This is a genomic window from Rhizobium sp. SG570 (assembly GCF_012275345.1).
Lineage (GTDB): Bacteria > Pseudomonadota > Alphaproteobacteria > Rhizobiales > Rhizobiaceae > Rhizobium > Rhizobium lusitanum.
The window spans coordinates 401,393-419,260 of the sequence record NZ_JAAZQI010000001.1 but is presented as its reverse complement, the minus strand read 5'-3'; the positions used below and the strand labels follow the sequence as shown (position 1 = coordinate 419,260).

Here is a 17,868-nt window from a genome sequence, read left to right as displayed (position 1 = left end):
GACACATTGAGAGATTACGCACATGCAACTGATATATTTGCACTACTCCCTTACACGAACTTTAATGCCCGCGCGCGTGTCGTGACCTAGTCTGCGATTTCCCTCGATATCCTTAGCTAATGATTGTGCCGCGGCGGATTGGCCGCGATGTTGCGGAAATCGGCCGCGCCCTCGAGCACGGCACCATCGGACAGCTGCGTCACGGAGCGGCGATAGATGCGCTGCCATGGCGTTGCGTCGGGCGGGACGGCCGGGATGCCATCGCCCTTTCGACGCTCGATTTCCGTTTCGTCCACCAGCATGTCGCAGCGCCCGTGATTGAAATCGATACGAATGATATCGCCGGTCCGCAACCAGGCAAGCCCTCCACCCGCCGCACTCTCCGGCGAAGCGTTGAGGATCGAGGGGCTGTCGGCCGTGCCCGACTGACGCCCGTCGCCAATTGTGGGCAGGCTGCGGATGCCGCGCTTCAGAAGCGCGTCCGGCGGCTGCATGTTGACCACTTCGGCCGATCCCGGCCAGCCGATCGGCCCGGCACCACGGATGACGAGGATGGTTCTCTCGTCGATGCCGAGATCGGCGTCGTTGATGCGCCTGTGATAGTCCTCGGATCCGTCGAAGACCACCGCCTTGCCCTCGAACACGCCTTCTTGGCCCGGCTCCTGCAGATAACGAAGGCGGAAGTCTTCCGATATGACGCTCATCTTCATGATGGCGAAATCGAAGAGATTGCCCTTCAGCACGAGGAAGCCGGCCCGCTCTTTCAACGGCGCCGCGAAGGGGCGGATAACCTCTCGATCCGTCGCTTCGCGCCCCTTCAGATTCTCTGTCATCGTCCTGCCGGTCACCGTCGGACAGTCGCCATCGAGCTTGCCGGCCTGCAGCAGCTCCCACATCACGGCGGGTACGCCGCCGGCACGGTGGAAGCGTTCGCCGAGATAGGCACCCGCAGGCTGCACATTGGCCAGAAGCGGAATGTCGAAACCATGCACCTGCCAGTCGTCGGGATAGAGCTCGACGCCGGCATGCTTGGCCATCGCGGCCAAATGCGGCTGCGCATTGGTCGATCCGCCGATGGCGGAATTGACCCGGATGGCATTCAGGAAGGCCTGCCGCGTCAGCACGTCGGACGGCTTGATGTCCTCGAGTACCAGTTCGACGGCGCGCCGCCCGGTGCGGTAGGCCATCTGACCGCGCTCGCGATAGGCGCCGGGAATGGCCGCGCAGCCGGTAAGCGACATGCCGAGCGCCTCGGCCATCGCATTCATGGTCGAGGCCGTTCCCATCGTATTGCAGTGACCCACCGAAGGAGCAGAGGCGAGTGACGCCTCCATGAATTCCTCTTCGTCGATCTCTCCGGCCGCCAGCTTGCGGCGCGAACGCCAGATCACCGTGCCGGACCCCGCAAGCTCGCCATCGTGCCAGCCATCCAGCATCGGCCCGCCTGACAGCACGATCGCCGGAATATTCACGGTGGAGGCCGCCATCAGCGCCGACGGCGTGGTCTTGTCGCAGCCGGTCGTCAGCACAACCCCGTCGAGCGGATAGCCGTAGAGCACCTCGACGAGGCCGAGATAGGCGAGATTGCGGTCGAGCGCGGCCGTTGGGCGCTTGCAGTTCTCGAAGATCGGATGGGTCGGAAATTCGATCGGAATGCCGCCCGCGTCGCGAATGCCGTCGCGCACGCGCTTGGCAAGATCGAGATGATGGCGGTTGCAGGGAGTGAGATCGCTGCCGCTCTGGGCGATGCCGATGATCGGCTTGCCCGAACGCAGCTCTTCCGGCGTGATGCCGTAATTCATGAAGCGCTCCAGATAGAGCGCGGTCATATCGATGTGATCCGGATTGTCGAACCAATCCTGGGAACGCAGGCGACGCCTGGATGCACCCTTATCGCTCATCTTTTCCTCAAGCCTTTCCTCGGGCATTCTTGTCTTCCAAATGCTGCAGCAAACCGCTGTGATCCTGTTCGCCGCCGCCATTTTCAACGAATTCGGCAAATTCGGTCCTGACGATTTCAGTCAGCGGCAGGTGAAGCGACAGGCTTTGCGCGGCAGCAAGAACCGTATCGAGATCCTTCAGCTGATTGCGGGCCGTTCCGCCCGGCTCGAAATTACGCTCGATCATGCGCTGACCGTGCAGGTCCAGGATTCTGCTTTCAGCAAAACCACCGCGAATGGCGGCACGGAACGCCTCGCGCGATCCACCACCGGCTTCGACCAGCAACATCGCTTCCGCGACGGCACCGATGGTCACCGCGACGATCTGCTGATTGCCGAGCTTGGCAAGCTGGCCGGTGCCGCTTGGCCCGACGCGAGTCACGCGACCGAGCGGTGCCATCACATCGCGAACGCTGTCTATGATATCGGCATCGCCACCGGCCATGATGGCCAAAGTTCCGGCCATAGCGCCTGCCACACCGCCGGAGACCGGCGCATCGATATGCCGAATGCCGCGTTCGGCAAGCTTGAATGCGTGTTCACGCGCGACCGCCGGCGATATCGAGCTGTTGTCGATGACAACGGCACCTGGCTCCAGCGCGTCGGCCACCCCGCTGCCGAACAGGACTTCGCTGACGGCGCCGCCATTCGTCAGCATGGTAAAGAGCACCGATGCACCCCGCGCCGCCTCGGCGGCAGTGGCGGCGAGGGTGGCGCCATCATCCGCCAAGGGATCGGCCTTGCTACGGTCGCGATTCCAGACGGTGACCGGAAAGCCGGCGGCCAGCAGCCGCCGCGCCATCGGCGCTCCCATCAGACCCGTTCCGAGAAAAGCGATCTTTCTGCCGCTCATGGCAAGCGCCCTCCGACATAAATTTGTGCCGGCCCCGCCATCGCGCGGCCACCGATTATGCCGATCGATTCGGCAAGGACGTCATGCACGCAATCCTCCTCGAGCCTCGAGCGTCAAGAGCAACTCCTCTTGCCCGACGCACGTCAATCAACTCATCCAAGAGCTTGATAAACCTATGGTGCCCGCATGCAAAAGAAATCGGCGCGCATACGGCAAATTCTTCAAAAAATCAGATGATCGAAGCGGCAGGAGTGAAAAAGTGGCCGCACAAAAACAAAAAGGGCGGGACCTTGCGGTCCCGCCCGTGAACGTATCCGGCACCGGAGTACCACTCTATTCGGCGGCGATCGGAAGCACCTCGGCCGAATGGTCGTTGTCGTTGTGATGGTGCTGCTTCAGCGGACGGTTGCCCGTCAGATTGCGGATCAGCACGTAGAATACCGGCGTCATGAAGATGCCGAAGAAGGTCACGCCGATCATGCCGGCGAACACCGCCACGCCCATGGCCGCACGCATCTCGGCACCGGCACCGGTGGAGGTAACGAGCGGGACGACGCCCATGATAAAGGCCATGGAGGTCATCAGGATCGGGCGCAGACGCAGGCGGCTGGCCTCGATAGCGGCCTGTACCGGCTTGCGGCCTTCCAACTCCAGCTCGCGGGCGAATTCCACGATCAGGATCGCATTCTTCGCCGAGAGGCCCACCAACACCATCAAGCCGATCTGCGTGAAGATGTTGTTGTCGCCACCCGTCAACCAGACGCCCGTCAAGGCAGCCAGCACGCCCATCGGCACGATCATGACGATCGCAAGCGGCAGCGTGACGCTCTCATACTGGGCAGCCAGCACGAGGTAGACGAGCAGCAGGGCTAGAGGGAAGATGATGATACCCGAGCTGCCGGCCAGGATCTGCTGGTAGGTCAGATCCGTCCATTCGAAACTGATGCCCTTGGGCAGGGTTTCGTTGGCGATACGCTCCACGGCCGCCTGTGCCTGACCGGACGAGAAGCCCGGAGCCGGACCGCCGTTGATATCGGCGGCGAGGAAGCCGTTGTAACGCGTCGTCCGCTCGGGACCGGTGCTGGCCTCGACCTTCAAGAGCGCCGACAGCGGGATCATCTGACCCGATGCCGAACGGACTTTCAACTGGCCGATGTCGCTTGCATGAGCACGGAACTGGGCGTCTGCCTGCACACGCACACTGTAGGTACGACCAAAGGCGTTGAAGTCGTTGACATAGAGCGAACCCAGGTAGATCTGCAGCGTATCGAAGACATCCGTCACCGAGACGCCGAGCTGCTCGGCCTTGGCGCGATCAAGGTCCGCATAAAGCTGCGGCACGTTGATCTGGTAGCTCGAGAACAGGCCGGTAAGCTCCGGCGCCTGATAGGCTTTGGCGAGGAATGCCTTGTTGGCCTGGTCAAGCGCCAGGTAGCCGAGGCCGGCGCGATCCTCGATCTGCATCTTGAAGCCGCCCGTCGTGCCGAGACCCTGAACGGGCGGCGGCGGGAACATGGCGATAAAGGCGTCCTGGATGCCGGCGAACTTCTGGTTCAACTGCATGGCGATGGCACCGCCCGACAGATTCGGCGTCGTGCGCTCCTCGAACGCCTTCAGGGTCACGAAGACGATGCCGGCGTTGGACGAGTTGGTGAAGCCGTTGATCGACAGGCCCGGGAAGGCGATGGCATGCTCGACGCCCGGCTGCTGCATGGCGATGTCGCTCATGCGGTGGATGACGTCATCCGTCCGGTCGAGGGTCGCGCCATCAGGCAATTGCGCGAAGCCGATCAGATACTGCTTGTCCTGCTGCGGCACGAAGCCGCCCGGAACGGTCTGGAACAGGAAGTAGGTTGCGCCGATCAGAGCGATATAGATGACCATGACCAGGCTCTTCAGCGACAGGATGCCGCCGACGCCCTTGCCGTAGGCATTCGAACCACGGTTGAACACCCTGTTGAAGCCGCGGAAGAACCAGCCGAATGTCACGTCCATCACCCGCGTCAGCATGTCCTTCGGCGCGTGGTGGTCCTTCAGGAGAAGAGCCGCCAGAGCCGGAGACAAGGTCAGCGAGTTGAACGCGGAAATCACCGTCGAGATGGCGATCGTCAAGGCGAACTGACGATAGAACTGGCCCGACAGACCGGAGATGAACGCAAGCGGTACGAAGACGGCGACCAGCACGAGAGCGATCGCGATGATCGGACCCGAGACTTCCTTCATGGCGCGATAGGTTGCGTCACGCGGACTGAGGCCGTTCTCGATATTGCGCTCGACGTTCTCCACGACCACGATGGCGTCGTCCACGACGATACCGATCGCCAGCACCAGGCCGAAGAGGCTGAGCGCGTTGATCGAGAAGCCGAAGACATACATCACCGCGAAAGTACCGATGATCGAGACAGGAACGGCGATCAGCGGAATGATCGAGGCACGCCAGGTCTGCAGGAACAGAATGACGACGACGACGACCAGCGCGATGGCTTCGAGCAGGGTATGGACGACCTTGTCGATCGAGGCACGCACGAACTGAGTGGTATCGTAGACGATCTCATACTTGACGCCATCGGGCATCGCCGTCTGCAGCTCGTTCATGGTCTTGATGACATTGTCCGAGATGGTGATCGCGTTCGATCCCGGGGCCTGGAAGACGGGAACGGCGACCGCCGGCTTGCCGTCGAGCAGCGAGCGCAGCGAATAGTCCGACGCGCCGAGTTCGACGCGGGCGACATCGCGCAGACGCGTGATCTGACCGTTTGCGCCACTCTTGACGATGATGTTGCCGAACTCTTCCGGCGTGGTCAGACGGCCCTGGGCGTTGACGGAAAGCTGGACGTCGAGACCGGGAACGCTGGGGGACGCACCGATGATACCGGCGGCGGCCTGGACGTTCTGTTGACGGACGGCGTTTGCGATATCGCTGGCGGCAAGACCGCGCTCGGCGGCCTTCTGCGGATCGACCCAGACGCGCATCGAGTAATCGCCCGAACCGAACACCTGAACCTGGCCGACGCCCTCGATGCGGGCCAGGCGATCCTTGATGTTCAGCGTCGCATAGTTGCGCAGATAGGTGATGTCGTAGCGATTGTCAGGCGAGATGAGGTTGACCACCATCATCAGGTCAGGCGAGCTCTTCACCGTGGTGATGCCGAGGTCGCGGACGTTCTGCGGCAATCGCGGTTCTGCCTGCGAGACACGGTTCTGCACCAGCTGCTGCGCCTTGTCCGGATCAGTGCCGAGCTTGAAGGTGACCGTCAACGTCAACAGACCATCAGAGGTCGCCTGGCTGTTCATGTAGAGCATGCCGTCGACGCCGTTGATCTGCTCTTCCAGCGGCGTCGCCACTGTTTCGGCAATGACTTTCGGATTGGCGCCCGGATACTGCGCCGTGACGACGATCGAGGGCGGCACGACCTCCGGATATTCGGAGATCGGCAGCAGCCGCATGCCGATCAGGCCGGCGACCAGGATGAGGACCGATAGCACCCCGGCAAACACCGGACGGTCGACGAAAAATCTTGAGATGTTCATGGCAGAACCCTCTCCAGGGGGTGAATCAAGAGGACACGAGGCCCGTGCCCGCGGCCCACCGAGGCGCCACGAGCATTGAAAATCGAAACATTGGAATAGCGGCCGGAAGATTTCGCCTTCCGGCCGCGCAGATTACTTCGCGGCGACCTTCTCTTCCGGCTTCGGATCGACCACGGCACCGGGGCGAACCCGCTGCAGGCCGTTGATAATGACCCGGTCGCCGGCATTCAGGCCGGAATTGACGATGCGCATGCCATCGGAGGTATCGCCGAGACTGATCGGCCGATACTCAACCTTGTTATCGGCCCCAACAACGAAGACGAACTTCTTGTCCTGGTCCGTGCCGATCGCGCGCTCGCTGATGAGGAGCTTGCTCTCGGCCTTTGGCTGGCCCATGCGCACCCGCACGAACTGGCCCGGGATAAGACGGCCGCCCGGATTGTCGAAGACGGCGCGAACGGCGATGGTGCCGCTTGCAGTATCGACTTCATTGTCGATCAGCTGCAGCTTGCCGTTGACCGGCGTGCCGTTGTCGTTCGCTGTACCGATCTGCACGGGGATCTGCTCGACCGGGGGCGCCGCGCCATTGGTGACCGGAAGTTCGGCCAGCGCTTGGGTGACCGTCTGTTCGCTTGCATTGAAGCTCGCGTAGACCGGATCGACCGAAACAAGCGTCGTCAGCGCCGGCGAGGACGAACCGGCAGCAACCAGATTGCCGACGGTAACCGCAATCTTGCCGACGCGGCCGGAAATCGGAGCGCGAACCTGCGTGTAGTCGAGGTTCAATTGCGCCGTCTGCAAGGTTGCTTGCGCCGCCTTCACATTGGCATCCGCTTCGGCGTAATTGCTGGCGCGCGTATCCATGTCGCTCTGCGAGATCGTCTTGTTCTCGAAGAGCTTCTGACCACGGTCGACTTCGACCTTGGTCAGGTTAAGCCTGGCCTTTGCCGCTCCGACCTGGGCCTGAGCCTGGGCGACGGCCGCCTGGTAGGTTGCCGGATCGATCGTCACCAGCAGGTCGCCCTGCTTGACCAGGGCACCTTCGCGGAATTGCACCGACTGAATTGCGCCGGCCACACGCGGCCGGACTTCAACCCGGTCAATGGCTTCGAGCCGCCCCGAAAACTCCTGCCATGAGGTGATGTCACGCGGCTCTACCGCAGCAACGGTGACGGGGACGGGCGGCATTGCCGCCGGGCCAGCCGCCTCGGTTGCTTGAGCGCCGCGTGGCAGCTCAAGATAGAAAGCTGCGCCTGCAACAGCCGCAGCGACACCCATGCCGGCGCCCCACAGGGCCCAGCGCTTACCGTTGGACTTCATGTTATTCTCTCCTTTGGCACCGCCTTGGGAAACGGGACCGAAAATTCCTAATATCTCAATACAGTCTGGGGTCCGAAGCACTGCGCATCCGCGCGAAGATCACTCCGGCTTTCTGCCTCCAACATCCCGTCCAATTCCGCGATTTCCCTCGCGATCGGGATGCTGTAGTCGATCAAGCCTGCACTTCTTCGACAAAGCCCTTGAAACAACAGCAAACATCTTGCTGCCACGAGGGCCTGTCCTTCGACTGCCCGCCGTAGAGGGTGGGCCAGCCTGTCCCGGCGGGAAGGACTTGCTGGCGAACACGGACGCCGGCCGCTTTCAGCCGGCTGCCGTATTCCATGCTCTCGTCGCGGAGCGGGTCGTCCTCGGCCGTGAGCACCAATGCCGGCGCGAGGCCCGAAAGCCGCGAACAGTATCGAGGCGCCGCATAGGGGTGGCAGACACCGCCCAGGAAACCCAGGTATCGGTTCCAACCCTCCGTCCAGCGCTCGCGCATGCCGCTTTCCTCCGCCTGGAGGAAAGATTTCGATCCCATGAAGGGGTCGAGCAAAGGCGATATCAACACCTGTCCATCCAATGAACCCGGCATCTGATCGCGTGCCTTTAAAGCGACACCTGCTGCTACATTGCCACCCGATTCCTCTCCGGCGACAAACAGCAGTGATTTTTTCGCTCCACCCAGCGCAAGCATGTTTCGCTTGTTGCCGAGATAGGCCAGAATCCCGTAGGCGCATTCGAGCACCTGCGGAAAAGCATTCTGATTGCCGCTGGTATAGTCCGCGGCAACCACGATCGCGCCGGCTTCCGCGAGGCTTACGGCCACCGGCCGGTCGATTGCGTGATTGGTGTCCAGAAAAGCGCCGCCGTGCAAATAGAGCACGAGAGGTGCCGCCTTCTTCAAACCTTCGCCGTTATAGATCCGAGCTGCCACCGGCCCCGTAGGCACGTTTTCCAGCACAACATCTTTCCACGGCGCACTCATCGACCCAAATCCTATCTGCTCGAGTGAATATGATCACTTTCAGAGGCTTTTATCATGCCCTGTGACCATGTTCCCGATAATGCGGTCTTTAGCGCCCCCATGCCGCATTGCAACAATTACACAGACAACATATTGTTATTCCGTTCCGAGAATAAGTAGCCTATATTCGATCAGACTATTCACAATCACAAACAATCGACCCCTTTTCGTTGTGGTCGAGGGGCATCATGGAATGGACCAGTTGTCAGCAATGCGGGCATTCGCGCGTGTGGTGGAAACGGGTAATTTTACCCGCGCCGCCGCGGCCCTCTCCATGCCGAAAGCGACGGTGACGACACTCATCCAGTCGCTTGAGGCGCATCTGCACGCCAAGCTTCTGAACCGGACGACCCGGCGCGTCATGGTGACGACCGACGGCGCGCTTTATTACGAGCGCGCCATTCAAATCCTCTCGGAAATCGAGGAACTGGACGGCAGCATCAGCAATTCGCAGAGCCTGCCGAGCGGCCGCCTGCGCGTCGAAATGGCCGGCGCCTTCGCCGAGAGGATCGTGATGCCGGCGCTCTGTGATTTCCACCAGCGCTATCCCGATATTCATATCGACCTCGGTGTCGGTGACCGACTGGTGGACTATCTGGCCGAGAATGTCGACTGCGCCTTGCGCGCCGGCATGCCGAGCGACCAGTCGCTGATCGCCCGCCGCGTCGGCGAGATCCACTTCGTTACCTGCGCCGCGCCGCTTTATATTGAAAAGCACGGCATCCCGGAGCGCCCGGAAGAGCTGGAGACGGCTCACTATGCGGTCAGCTATTTCCGCGCGCAAACGGGCCGTACTATCCCTTTCATCTTCGAACACGGCAACGAGTCGCTGGAAATCACCCCGCGCTACATCCTTTCGGTGAATGACAGCCGCAGCTACATCCAAGCGGCACTGACCGGGCTAGGCATCGCACAGGTTCCCAGCTTCATGGCCCGCGAGGCGCTTGCCAAGGGTGATCTGGTGCCCATCTTCACCGGCTGGACCCGGCCCGCGCTGCCCATGCACATCGTCTATCCGCCCAACCGGCACCTGAGCAACAAGGTGCGCGTTTTCGTCGATTGGCTGGCGAAATTGCTGATCACCTCGCGGGTGGGAGAAGCCTGAGATAGCAAACTGCCTTCCCCTATTTGAGCAGGCAACCGTAAGCTCCTTCTCCCCTCGGGGAGAAGAGTTGTGCGGCAACGACCTCACCTCATATACGATTGCTCTGCCTATCTGAGGGGAGAAGGCCAGGTTCTCCCGACCGCTCAGTTCCAGGAGGCTCCCGCCTGCTGGCGAACCGTTGCGTTCAACCGGTTCCAGACATTGTCGATCGCGATCGCAACGATCAGGGCGGACAGCGCCTTCTCGTCATAGTGTCGGGCAGCCTCGTTCCAGACCTCGTCGCTGACGGCATCCGGCCGGTCGGCAAGCCGGGTGACTGCCTCGCCGAGCGCAAGGGCCGCACGCTCGGCGTCCGAGAAATAGGGCATTTCTCGCCAGGCGGAGACCCCGACGATGCGCTCCATCGTTTCGCCCGCTTTCTGCAGCTTGCGAAAGCCCATGTCGGTGCAGACGCTGCAGCCGTTGATTTGGCTGATGCGCAGATGCACGAGGTCGATTGTGTTTTCAGAAAGGCCGCGATCCTTAATGGAAGCGCTGACGGCCAAAAGGGCCTGCAGTGTTTCCGGCAGGATGACGGCGGGGTTCTGCATACGAGCTTGCATGTTTTGTCCTCTGATTGTTCGGGCGCCACGATGGCCTCGATCTTGACGATGAATTTTCCTGTCGATCTTGTGTCACACCGGCCGGACTGCATTCGTCATGGGTTTGACGGAACACGATGAGGGAATGTGACAGATGGACGGAAAAAACTGGCAGGCTGAAAAATTCGAGGCGAACCGGCCGCATCTGCGCGCCGTCGCCTACCGCATGCTCGGCTCGCGGACGGAGGCGGAAGATGCCGTGCAGGAAGCATGGCTCCGTCTACTCAAGGCCGATAGGTCCGAAATCGAAAACCTCGGCGGCTGGCTGACGACGGTCACCGCACGCATCTGTCTCGATTTGCTGCGCGCCCGTAAATCGCGTCGCGAGGAGCCGTTGACGGTCCTCATCCCCGAGCCGGCAGTGACCCACGAGGCCGAGCAGGATGCGCTGCTGGCCGATTCCGTCGGCCTTGCTTTATTGGTCGTTCTGGAGAAGCTCAACCCGGCAGAGCGACTTGCCTTCGTTCTGCATGACATGTTCGACGTGTCTTTTGATGACATCGCCCCGATCGTCGGGCGGACCACGGTTGCGACGCGCCAGCTTGCGAGCCGCGCCCGCCATCGCGTGCAGGAAACGCCCGTCGCGATGGAAGCCGACCTCGCCCGCCAGCGGCATGTCGTAGACGCTTTCTTCGCCGCCTCGCGCGGAGGCGACATGCACGCGCTGCTCGCCGTTCTCGATCCAGAGGCAGTCTTCCGCCCGGATGCCGTCGCGGCGCGTATGGGATCAGTCGGGGAAATCCGCGGGCGTGTCGATGTCGCCAAAACCTTCAACGGCCGCGCGCAGGCAGCCCGGCTCGCCGTCATCGATGGCGCAGTCGGCGCCATCGTGGTTATCGGGGGGCAGTTGCGTATCGCCCTCCACTTCACCGTCAACGAAGACGGCATGGTTACGACCATCGATGCGATGGCCGATCCGCAACAGCTGCGCAGGCTCGATATCGTATTGATCGAGCCATGAAACCTATCGCATCTGTGTCGGGCTCGTGCCCGTCAACCGGCGAAACATGGCGATGAAGGCGGAGGCGTTGCTGTAGCCCAGCTGCGATGCAATCCGGTGCACCGGCTCGCCGGCTTCGATCAGCGCCAGGGCTGCGACCAGCTTCAACCGCTGGCGCCATTCGTTGAAGGAAAGGCCGAGATCATCCTGGCATCGGCGCGACAGCGTACGCTCGGTCGTCCCCATTCTGCGCGCCCATTCCGCCAGGGAGCGCCGATCTCCCGGATCGGCCTGCAACGCGCTGAGCACCGGGCCGAGCAATGGGTCGTCGGAAAGCGGCAGATAGCTTTCGCAGCGTGGCGCCAGGCGAATCTGGTCGACCAGAACCTGTGCGAGCCGCAAGTCCTCGGACGTTTCAGGCACAGTGATATCCCGTGCTGCGAAATCCGCCAGGATCGCCTTCAGCAGCGGGCTGATGCTCAACGTCGAAGGTTCGCCCGGCAGATCGGCGCAGAGGGCGGGCTCGACATAGACGGTCACATAGCGCAGGTCATGCCGGTTATGCGCCCCATGCATCGTATCCGGCGGCAGCCAGATGGCGTAATGCGGCGGCGACAGATAGGGCACGCCCTGAATATCGAACTCACAAACGCCGACCAGCGCATAGTTGAGCTCACCCCACGGCTGGCTTTTCCTCGGAAAAACCGTGCCCGCTCTATAGTTCTCCGTCCGAAAGGAAACGGGGCGCGGCGGATCGCCCTCAATGCGTGGAAGCCTGTCCGGCATGTCCTCATTTCGCTACCGATTGTCCTAATCTCGTTATATACCAAAATTCGGACAAAGAGTAGAAGGATATCCCAGTGGTGAACGATGTCCGCCATGCCTCGTTTAGTACAGAAGCCAGAATGACGTCGGGAGACCATTCCATGAGCACCCAGCCGCACTCATCCGCATCCGTCGTCAGCGTGGCCGGACTTGCGCCGCTGCTGACCGTGCTGATCTGGTCCGGCAATACCGTCGTCACCAAGGCATCCGCCGGCCTGATTTCGCCCGGCTCCATCTCCTTCTATCGCTGGCTGCTCGCCTTCGTCGTGCTCCTGCCCTTTGTCGGCCGAGCGGCATGGCGCAACCGCGCGCTAGTACGCGAGCATTTGTTGAAGCTCGCCATCCTCGGAGCCCTCGGCATGGTGATCTACCAGAGCCTTGCCTATGAGGCGGCCAAGACCACCTCGGCCGTCAACATGGGCGTCATGCTCGCCTTGATGCCATTGCTGTCGACGTTTTTCGCTAGTCTGCTCGCCGGAGAAAGACTGAGCGCTTCCAGCCTCGCAGGCGGCGCCATCTCGCTGATTGGGCTAATCTATCTGACGTCTCAGGGCGACCCGACAAGATTGATAAATGGCGGCTTCCATATCGGCGACGGCTTGATGATCATCGCCGTGCTGTCGAACGCGCTCTATGGCGTGATGTTGAAACGCTGGGCAATGCCGATCCCGATCTGGCAGCAGCTTTTCTGGCAGATCGGCTTTTCGACGCTGCTGCTGATCCCGGTTTTCCTGATGGGTGACATCTCGCCGGTCACGACGGCCAATCTGCCGCTGATCCTCTATGCGGCGATCCCGACGTCGCTTGTCGCCCCGCTCTGCTGGATGATCGGCATCCAGAAATTCGGCGCCAGCCGCACCTCGCTGCTGATCAATCTTCTGCCGATCGTGGTCGCGGCACTTGCCTGGGCGCTTCTCGGAGAGCAGTTGCATTCCTATCATGCCATCGGCGGCGCGCTCGCCCTGATCGGCGTCGGCCTTGGTCTGCGAAAGTCGCCGACGGCGAGCAATCAAGCGGCACCCGCAGCCGATGAAGCAGACTGGGAAGCGGAGGAAGCCTGAGCACTTCTCCGCGAAACTCTTTCCATTCGCCTGTCCTTCGTTCTACCATGAACGAGTCCCCAAGCGAAAAGGAAACGAGCGTGCGCATAGCCCTGGAACCGGTGTCCTCCAGAACGACGATCCAGGAGGGCGTCTACCAGCAGCTCAGAAACGCGCTGATGGCCGGTAATTTCGATCCCGGCCAGACGCTCACCATCGCCTCGCTCGCCGAAACGTTCGGCACAAGCAACATGCCGGTCCGCGAAGCCCTGCGCAGGCTGGCCGCCGAAAATGCGCTCGAAGTCGCCGCCAACGGCTCGGCCCGCATTCCGATGGTCACACTTGCCCGACTGGATGATCTCTGCCGCGCCCGCATCGCCGTGGAAGGGCTGGCCGCTGAGCTCGGCATACCCAATCTCACCCCGACCGACATCGCCGCGCTCGAGCGCATCGCCGTCGATCAACACGCAATCGGCCTTGGCAGCAATGTCTACGACCTGATGGCGAAGAACCAGCAGTTCCATTTCACAATCTATCGCGCCTCCGGCTCGGAAGTGCTGCTGCAGCTCATCGAAACATTATGGCTGCGGTTCGGCCCCTATATGCGCATGCTATCCGCCTCGGTCGAGCCCCTGATGCGCAGCGGGGAGCTTGATCCCGCCGGCCAGCATGTTCCGATTGTCGAGGCCCTGAAGGCCGGCGATTTTGCCGCTGCCCGCGACGGAGTCGTCGCCGACATCCGCCGCACACACGAAATTCTGCGCGATTATTGCCCGGTCACGCAGGACGAGCCACGAAGCAAGGGATCCGGCTTGGCATCCCGACGTTAACGCACGAGCCGGCAACAATTAACTTGCGGCCGGCGTCAGGCGAAATTTGGTTGAACCTTAAAGTATTTTGTGATCAAATGATCAAAATACAGATTTCAATCCCATCGTTCAGAGCGAGATCCCCATGAGTTCCGCCCCTTCCACGTCGCAATTTGCCGGTCATAACAGCTTTCCGGTCGATGAGATCCGCGCCCTGTTTCCGGCTATCCAGAAGGCCGGCGACTTCGTCTTTCTCGATAATGCAGGCGGGTCGCAAGTTCCCCAGACGGTGGTCGATGCGGTCGCCAACCATCTGATCGATTTCAACGTCCAGCGCATGGCGAAATACCGGCACAGCCAGGGCGTCGACCGCAATCTCGATGAAGCACGCGAAAGCGTCGCCATGCTGGTCAATGCTTACAGACCGGAAGAAATCTCCTTCGGCCAGAACGCCACCTCCTTCATCCGCCTGGTGAGCCTCGGCATCGCCAAGCTTCTCGGCGAGCGCAACGAGATCGTCATCACCGACATGGATCACGATGCCAACATCGCCACTTGGCTCGCTCTGGAAGCAGACGGCGCCAAGATCGTATGGTGGCGCATGCGTGAGGACGGCACGCTGCATCCCGAGGATCTGAAGCCGCTCCTGAACGATAAGACCCGCCTCGTTGCCTGCACCGTGACAGCGCATTCCATCGGCACGATCGTCGATGTCGCCGCCGTCTGCAAACTGGCGCATGCGGCCGGCGCCGAGACCTTTCTCGATTGCGTTCACTACGGTCCGCATGGCCTGATCGATGTTCAGGCCTGGGGCTGCGATTATCTCGTCTGCTCCGGCTACAAGAACTTCTCGCCGCACATGGGCTTCCTCTGGGGCCGCTACGACGCGCTGGTCAAGCTTCCCACCTTCAAGGAAGACTTCATTCCTGACGTGCCGCCCTATAAGATCGAGGTCGGCACCTTCACCTACGAGAATGTTGCCGGCATGAACGCCGCGGTCAAATATCTGGAAGGCCTCGGCCGGCGTTTCCTGCCGACCGGCGACCATAGCCGTCGGGAAGCCCTGGCTGCGGCCATGGGCGCGATCCGCCAGTATGAGCTGATGCTCTCACGGGAGATGATAGCGGTCCTGAAGCGCCACGGCGCCGTCATATACGGCATTTCGGATGAGGCTCGCCTCGAGCAGCGCGTTCCCACAATCTGCTTCAACATGCCTGGCATCACCCCGCAGGAATTCGCCACAGAGATGGGCGAAGCCGGCATCGGCCTGCGCGACGGCCATATGTTCGCACCACGTCTGATGAAACGCCTCGGTCTTTCCATGGAAACAGGCGCCATCCGCGTGTCGTTGGTGCATTATAACAAGATTGAAGAGATCGCCCGCTTCGACTCCGTCCTGACTGAGATCATGGCGCGACGCAGATAAGCCCCGCCCATGAGCGGTGGCGGCGCCCGAACAACTCCGCCGCCGCAATGCCTCCGTGCCGTCGACCCCAACCGGCAACGGCACGGAACGCTGCCTGAGTTGAGAGCAGATTGCCGCTTCGCAGCTAGGTTTTTTCGGTCTATCCCTCATTGAGATGACCGCTGAAATGTGAGGAAAAGGATGAGCGATTTCCGCCGGAACTGTATCGAGCGCGAGCTGCTGATCGGCACGTTTGCTGCCATCCCGCATCCGGTCGCCATCGAAGTCATCGCCGCTTCCGGCGTCGATTTCCTCTGCATCGACTGGGAACATTCGCAAATCAGCCGCGAGCGCATCGAGGATCTGATCCGCGCCGCCGACGTCCATCGCGTTCCCGCCATGGTCCGTGTGCCCGGCCACGCGGCGGAAGACATCGCCGCCGTGCTGGATGCAGGAGCAGCCGGCGTTCTGGTGCCGCGGATTTCGACGGCGGAGCAAGCTCGGTCTGCCGTTCGGGCCATGCGCTATCCGCCGCTCGGTGCGCGCGGCGTCGGTCCGGGCCGTGCGGCCGCATACGGCTATCGCATCCCGGATTATCTCGCCAAGGCCAATGCCGAGCTGGTACTGGCCATTCAGGTCGAGACGGCCGAAGGGCTGGCGAATATCACCGATATTGCCGCAGTCGACGGCGTCGATCTCATTTTCATCGGCCCCGGCGATCTCTCGGTCTCGATCGATGCGATGGGTCCGGCAGGCAAGGACAAGCTCGACGCGGCCATCCGGACCATTGTGAAAACAGCCCTGTCCGCCGGCCGCGCGGTCGGCATTTTCCGCCCGACAGCGGACGACGTCGGCACGTGGTCGGCGGCAGGGATAAGCTTCTTCCTGCTGGCCAGCGACACGATGTATCTCGGCGCCGGCCTGGCCGCCGGCGTCATCGAAGCAAAGAAGCACAAGAGTAGTTTGGGAGTCGCGGAAAAATGAACGATTCCAGAGCTTTAAAATATGCGCCACCCATAGATGAGCCGGATGAAGGGGCAGACTTTTTAAGCTTAAACTTTATCCTTGAAATGCACTCGTTTTTGGATAACCATTCGAAAATGAAGGGCAATCCGAGCGCAGGCCTCTGCAATCGCATCGTCCCTTCGACACTGAATTCCGAGGGGAAGTTCCTTGTCTCTTCTGCCGCAGCATAACCTGCCGAACACGATCGGCGGCCGCGATGCCCTCGAAGGCATCCGCGCTCAGATCCGCGACATGCGCACCGACAATATTGCCGTGCTCGCCAAGCGCGCCCGCGAACTCGGCGGCGTCATCCCGCTCTGGTTCGGCGAAGGCGACATCGTGACGCCGCCCTTCATCCGCGACGCCGCAAAGAAGGCGCTGGACGATGGTGCGACCTTCTACGTTCCGAACATGCGCGGCCTCCAGACGCTGAACGAGGCGCTGTCCGAATATCAGACCCACTGGCATGGACGCCCCATTCCCATCGAACGCACCACGGTCGCTCCCGGCGGCATGCAGGCGCTCTACATGGCGCTGGAACTGCTCGTCGATGTCGGCACCAATGTCGTCTACGTGGCGCCGCAATGGCCAAACATTCATAACGCCATCCATTTGATCGGTGGTGAGCCCCGGTCTGTATCGCTCGATTTCGACACCGATTGGCGCCTCGACCTCGACAAGCTCTTTGCGCGCTGCGATGCCCGCACCCGAGCGATCTTCCTGTCGACCCCCTCCAATCCGACCGGCTGGACGGCATCCCGCGAGGAGATGCAGGCCCTGCTCGATTTCAGCCGTCGTACCGGCATCTGGATCATCTCCGACGAGGTCTATGCCCGCCTCTATTTCGAGGGCGAAATCGCGCCCTCGATCCTGCAGATCGCCGAAGACGGCGATCGTGTGATTGCCATCAACAGCTTTTCGAAGGCATGGGCGATGACCGGCTGGCGCGTCGGCTGGCTGACGCATCCGTCGGCGATTGCCGACCAGCTCGGTGCGATGATGCAATATATCAACAGCGGCACATCGGCCATGGTCCAGGCGGGAGCAGCGGCGGCACTGCGCGAAGGCGAGCCGCTGGTTGCCGAGATCCGCGGCAGGATCAAGGCCGGCCTCGACCTTGCCTACGAGAAATTGCCGCAGATACCGGGCATGATCCTGCCGGAAAAGCCGCGTGGCGGCATGTATGCCTTCTTCGCGCTGCAGGGAGAAGCCGATGCGACCGTACTTTGCGAGCGCATTCTGGAGACGGCGCGCGTCGGCCTGGCGCCCGGATACCATTTCGGTGAATCGTCCCGCGCCTTCCTGCGCATGTGCACCTTCCGCGAAACAGAACAGATGCGTATCGCCCTCGACCGCATGGTCGATGCGATGACATGACACGGCCGCCCAGGCGGGCGGGCGGGAATACCCGCGGGTAAGAGGAATGCCCG

The 17,868-nt window shown here is 61.6% G+C and carries 15 protein-coding genes; 8 read left to right on the top strand and 7 right to left on the bottom strand.

Annotated features, from left to right (window positions below; all coding sequences use genetic code 11):
* Positions 1 to 116: 116 nt before the first annotated feature.
* The 5 genes from FHT28_RS02015 to FHT28_RS01995 form a co-directional block, all read right to left on the bottom strand.
* Positions 117 to 1,901, bottom strand: a complete 1,785-nt coding sequence (locus tag FHT28_RS02015; RefSeq protein ID WP_047562916.1) for an IlvD/Edd family dehydratase — start codon at positions 1,899 to 1,901, stop codon at positions 117 to 119.
* A gap of 7 nt (positions 1,902 to 1,908) precedes the next feature.
* Complete coding sequence (locus FHT28_RS02010) at positions 1,909 to 2,862, bottom strand: NAD(P)-dependent oxidoreductase (RefSeq protein WP_348644851.1); 954 nt, start codon at positions 2,860 to 2,862, stop codon at positions 1,909 to 1,911.
* 264 nt (positions 2,863 to 3,126) lie between these two features.
* Positions 3,127 to 6,324, bottom strand: a complete 3,198-nt coding sequence (locus FHT28_RS02005; protein ID WP_037195302.1) for an efflux RND transporter permease subunit — start codon at positions 6,322 to 6,324, stop codon at positions 3,127 to 3,129.
* Between the two features lie 132 nt (positions 6,325 to 6,456).
* Positions 6,457 to 7,644: an efflux RND transporter periplasmic adaptor subunit gene (locus FHT28_RS02000; protein ID WP_037195304.1), complete on the bottom strand. Its 1,188-nt coding sequence runs from the start codon at positions 7,642 to 7,644 to the stop codon at positions 6,457 to 6,459.
* Between the two features lie 172 nt (positions 7,645 to 7,816).
* Complete coding sequence (locus tag FHT28_RS01995; RefSeq protein WP_037195306.1) at positions 7,817 to 8,629, bottom strand: alpha/beta hydrolase; 813 nt, start codon at positions 8,627 to 8,629, stop codon at positions 7,817 to 7,819.
* A 232-nt stretch (positions 8,630 to 8,861) separates the two neighbouring features.
* Here FHT28_RS01995 and FHT28_RS01990 point away from each other — a divergent pair, with 232 nt between their 5' ends.
* Positions 8,862 to 9,773 carry a LysR family transcriptional regulator gene (locus tag FHT28_RS01990; RefSeq protein ID WP_037195308.1) on the top strand — a complete coding sequence of 304 codons (912 nt, stop codon included), beginning with the start codon at positions 8,862 to 8,864 and terminating at the stop codon, positions 9,771 to 9,773.
* Positions 9,774 to 9,916: 143 nt separating this feature from the next.
* Here FHT28_RS01990 and FHT28_RS01985 read toward each other — a convergent pair whose 3' ends face one another.
* Positions 9,917 to 10,375 carry a carboxymuconolactone decarboxylase family protein gene (locus tag FHT28_RS01985; protein ID WP_047638754.1) on the bottom strand — a complete coding sequence of 153 codons (459 nt, stop codon included), beginning with the start codon at positions 10,373 to 10,375 and terminating at the stop codon, positions 9,917 to 9,919.
* Positions 10,376 to 10,508: 133 nt separating this feature from the next.
* Here FHT28_RS01985 and FHT28_RS01980 point away from each other — a divergent pair, with 133 nt between their 5' ends.
* Positions 10,509 to 11,375: a sigma-70 family RNA polymerase sigma factor gene (locus FHT28_RS01980; protein WP_168595455.1), complete on the top strand. Its 867-nt coding sequence runs from the start codon at positions 10,509 to 10,511 to the stop codon at positions 11,373 to 11,375.
* Positions 11,376 to 11,378: 3 nt separating this feature from the next.
* On the opposite strand, the gene FHT28_RS01975 is transcribed toward FHT28_RS01980, so the two are convergent.
* On the bottom strand, positions 11,379 to 12,140 hold the full coding sequence (locus FHT28_RS01975) for a helix-turn-helix transcriptional regulator (protein WP_168595454.1): 762 nt from the start codon (positions 12,138 to 12,140) through the stop codon (positions 11,379 to 11,381).
* Positions 12,141 to 12,280: 140 nt separating this feature from the next.
* On the opposite strand from FHT28_RS01975, the gene FHT28_RS01970 reads away from it, so the two are divergent.
* From FHT28_RS01970 to FHT28_RS01945, 6 genes are all read left to right on the top strand, one after another.
* Positions 12,281 to 13,240 (top strand): DMT family transporter, encoded by a 960-nt coding sequence (locus FHT28_RS01970; protein ID WP_168595453.1) that lies wholly within the window; start codon positions 12,281 to 12,283, stop codon positions 13,238 to 13,240.
* 80 nt (positions 13,241 to 13,320) lie between these two features.
* On the top strand, positions 13,321 to 14,049 hold the full coding sequence (locus FHT28_RS01965; RefSeq protein WP_047562914.1) for a GntR family transcriptional regulator: 729 nt from the start codon (positions 13,321 to 13,323) through the stop codon (positions 14,047 to 14,049).
* 124 nt (positions 14,050 to 14,173) lie between these two features.
* Positions 14,174 to 15,454, top strand: a complete 1,281-nt coding sequence (locus FHT28_RS01960) for a cysteine desulfurase-like protein (RefSeq protein WP_168595452.1) — start codon at positions 14,174 to 14,176, stop codon at positions 15,452 to 15,454.
* Between the two features lie 180 nt (positions 15,455 to 15,634).
* The gene (locus tag FHT28_RS01955; protein WP_168595451.1) at positions 15,635 to 16,417 is read left to right on the top strand and encodes an aldolase/citrate lyase family protein; all 783 of its coding nucleotides are present in this window, start codon (positions 15,635 to 15,637) and stop codon (positions 16,415 to 16,417) included.
* Positions 16,414 to 16,629, top strand: coding sequence for a hypothetical protein (locus FHT28_RS01950; protein ID WP_168595450.1), 216 nt, complete (start codon positions 16,414 to 16,416; stop codon positions 16,627 to 16,629). The genes FHT28_RS01955 and FHT28_RS01950 overlap by 4 nt, the downstream gene beginning before the upstream one ends.
* Positions 16,607 to 17,815, top strand: a complete 1,209-nt coding sequence (locus tag FHT28_RS01945) for a pyridoxal phosphate-dependent aminotransferase (protein WP_168595449.1) — start codon at positions 16,607 to 16,609, stop codon at positions 17,813 to 17,815. Before FHT28_RS01950 ends, FHT28_RS01945 begins: the two co-directional genes overlap by 23 nt.
* Positions 17,816 to 17,868 lie beyond the last annotated feature (53 nt).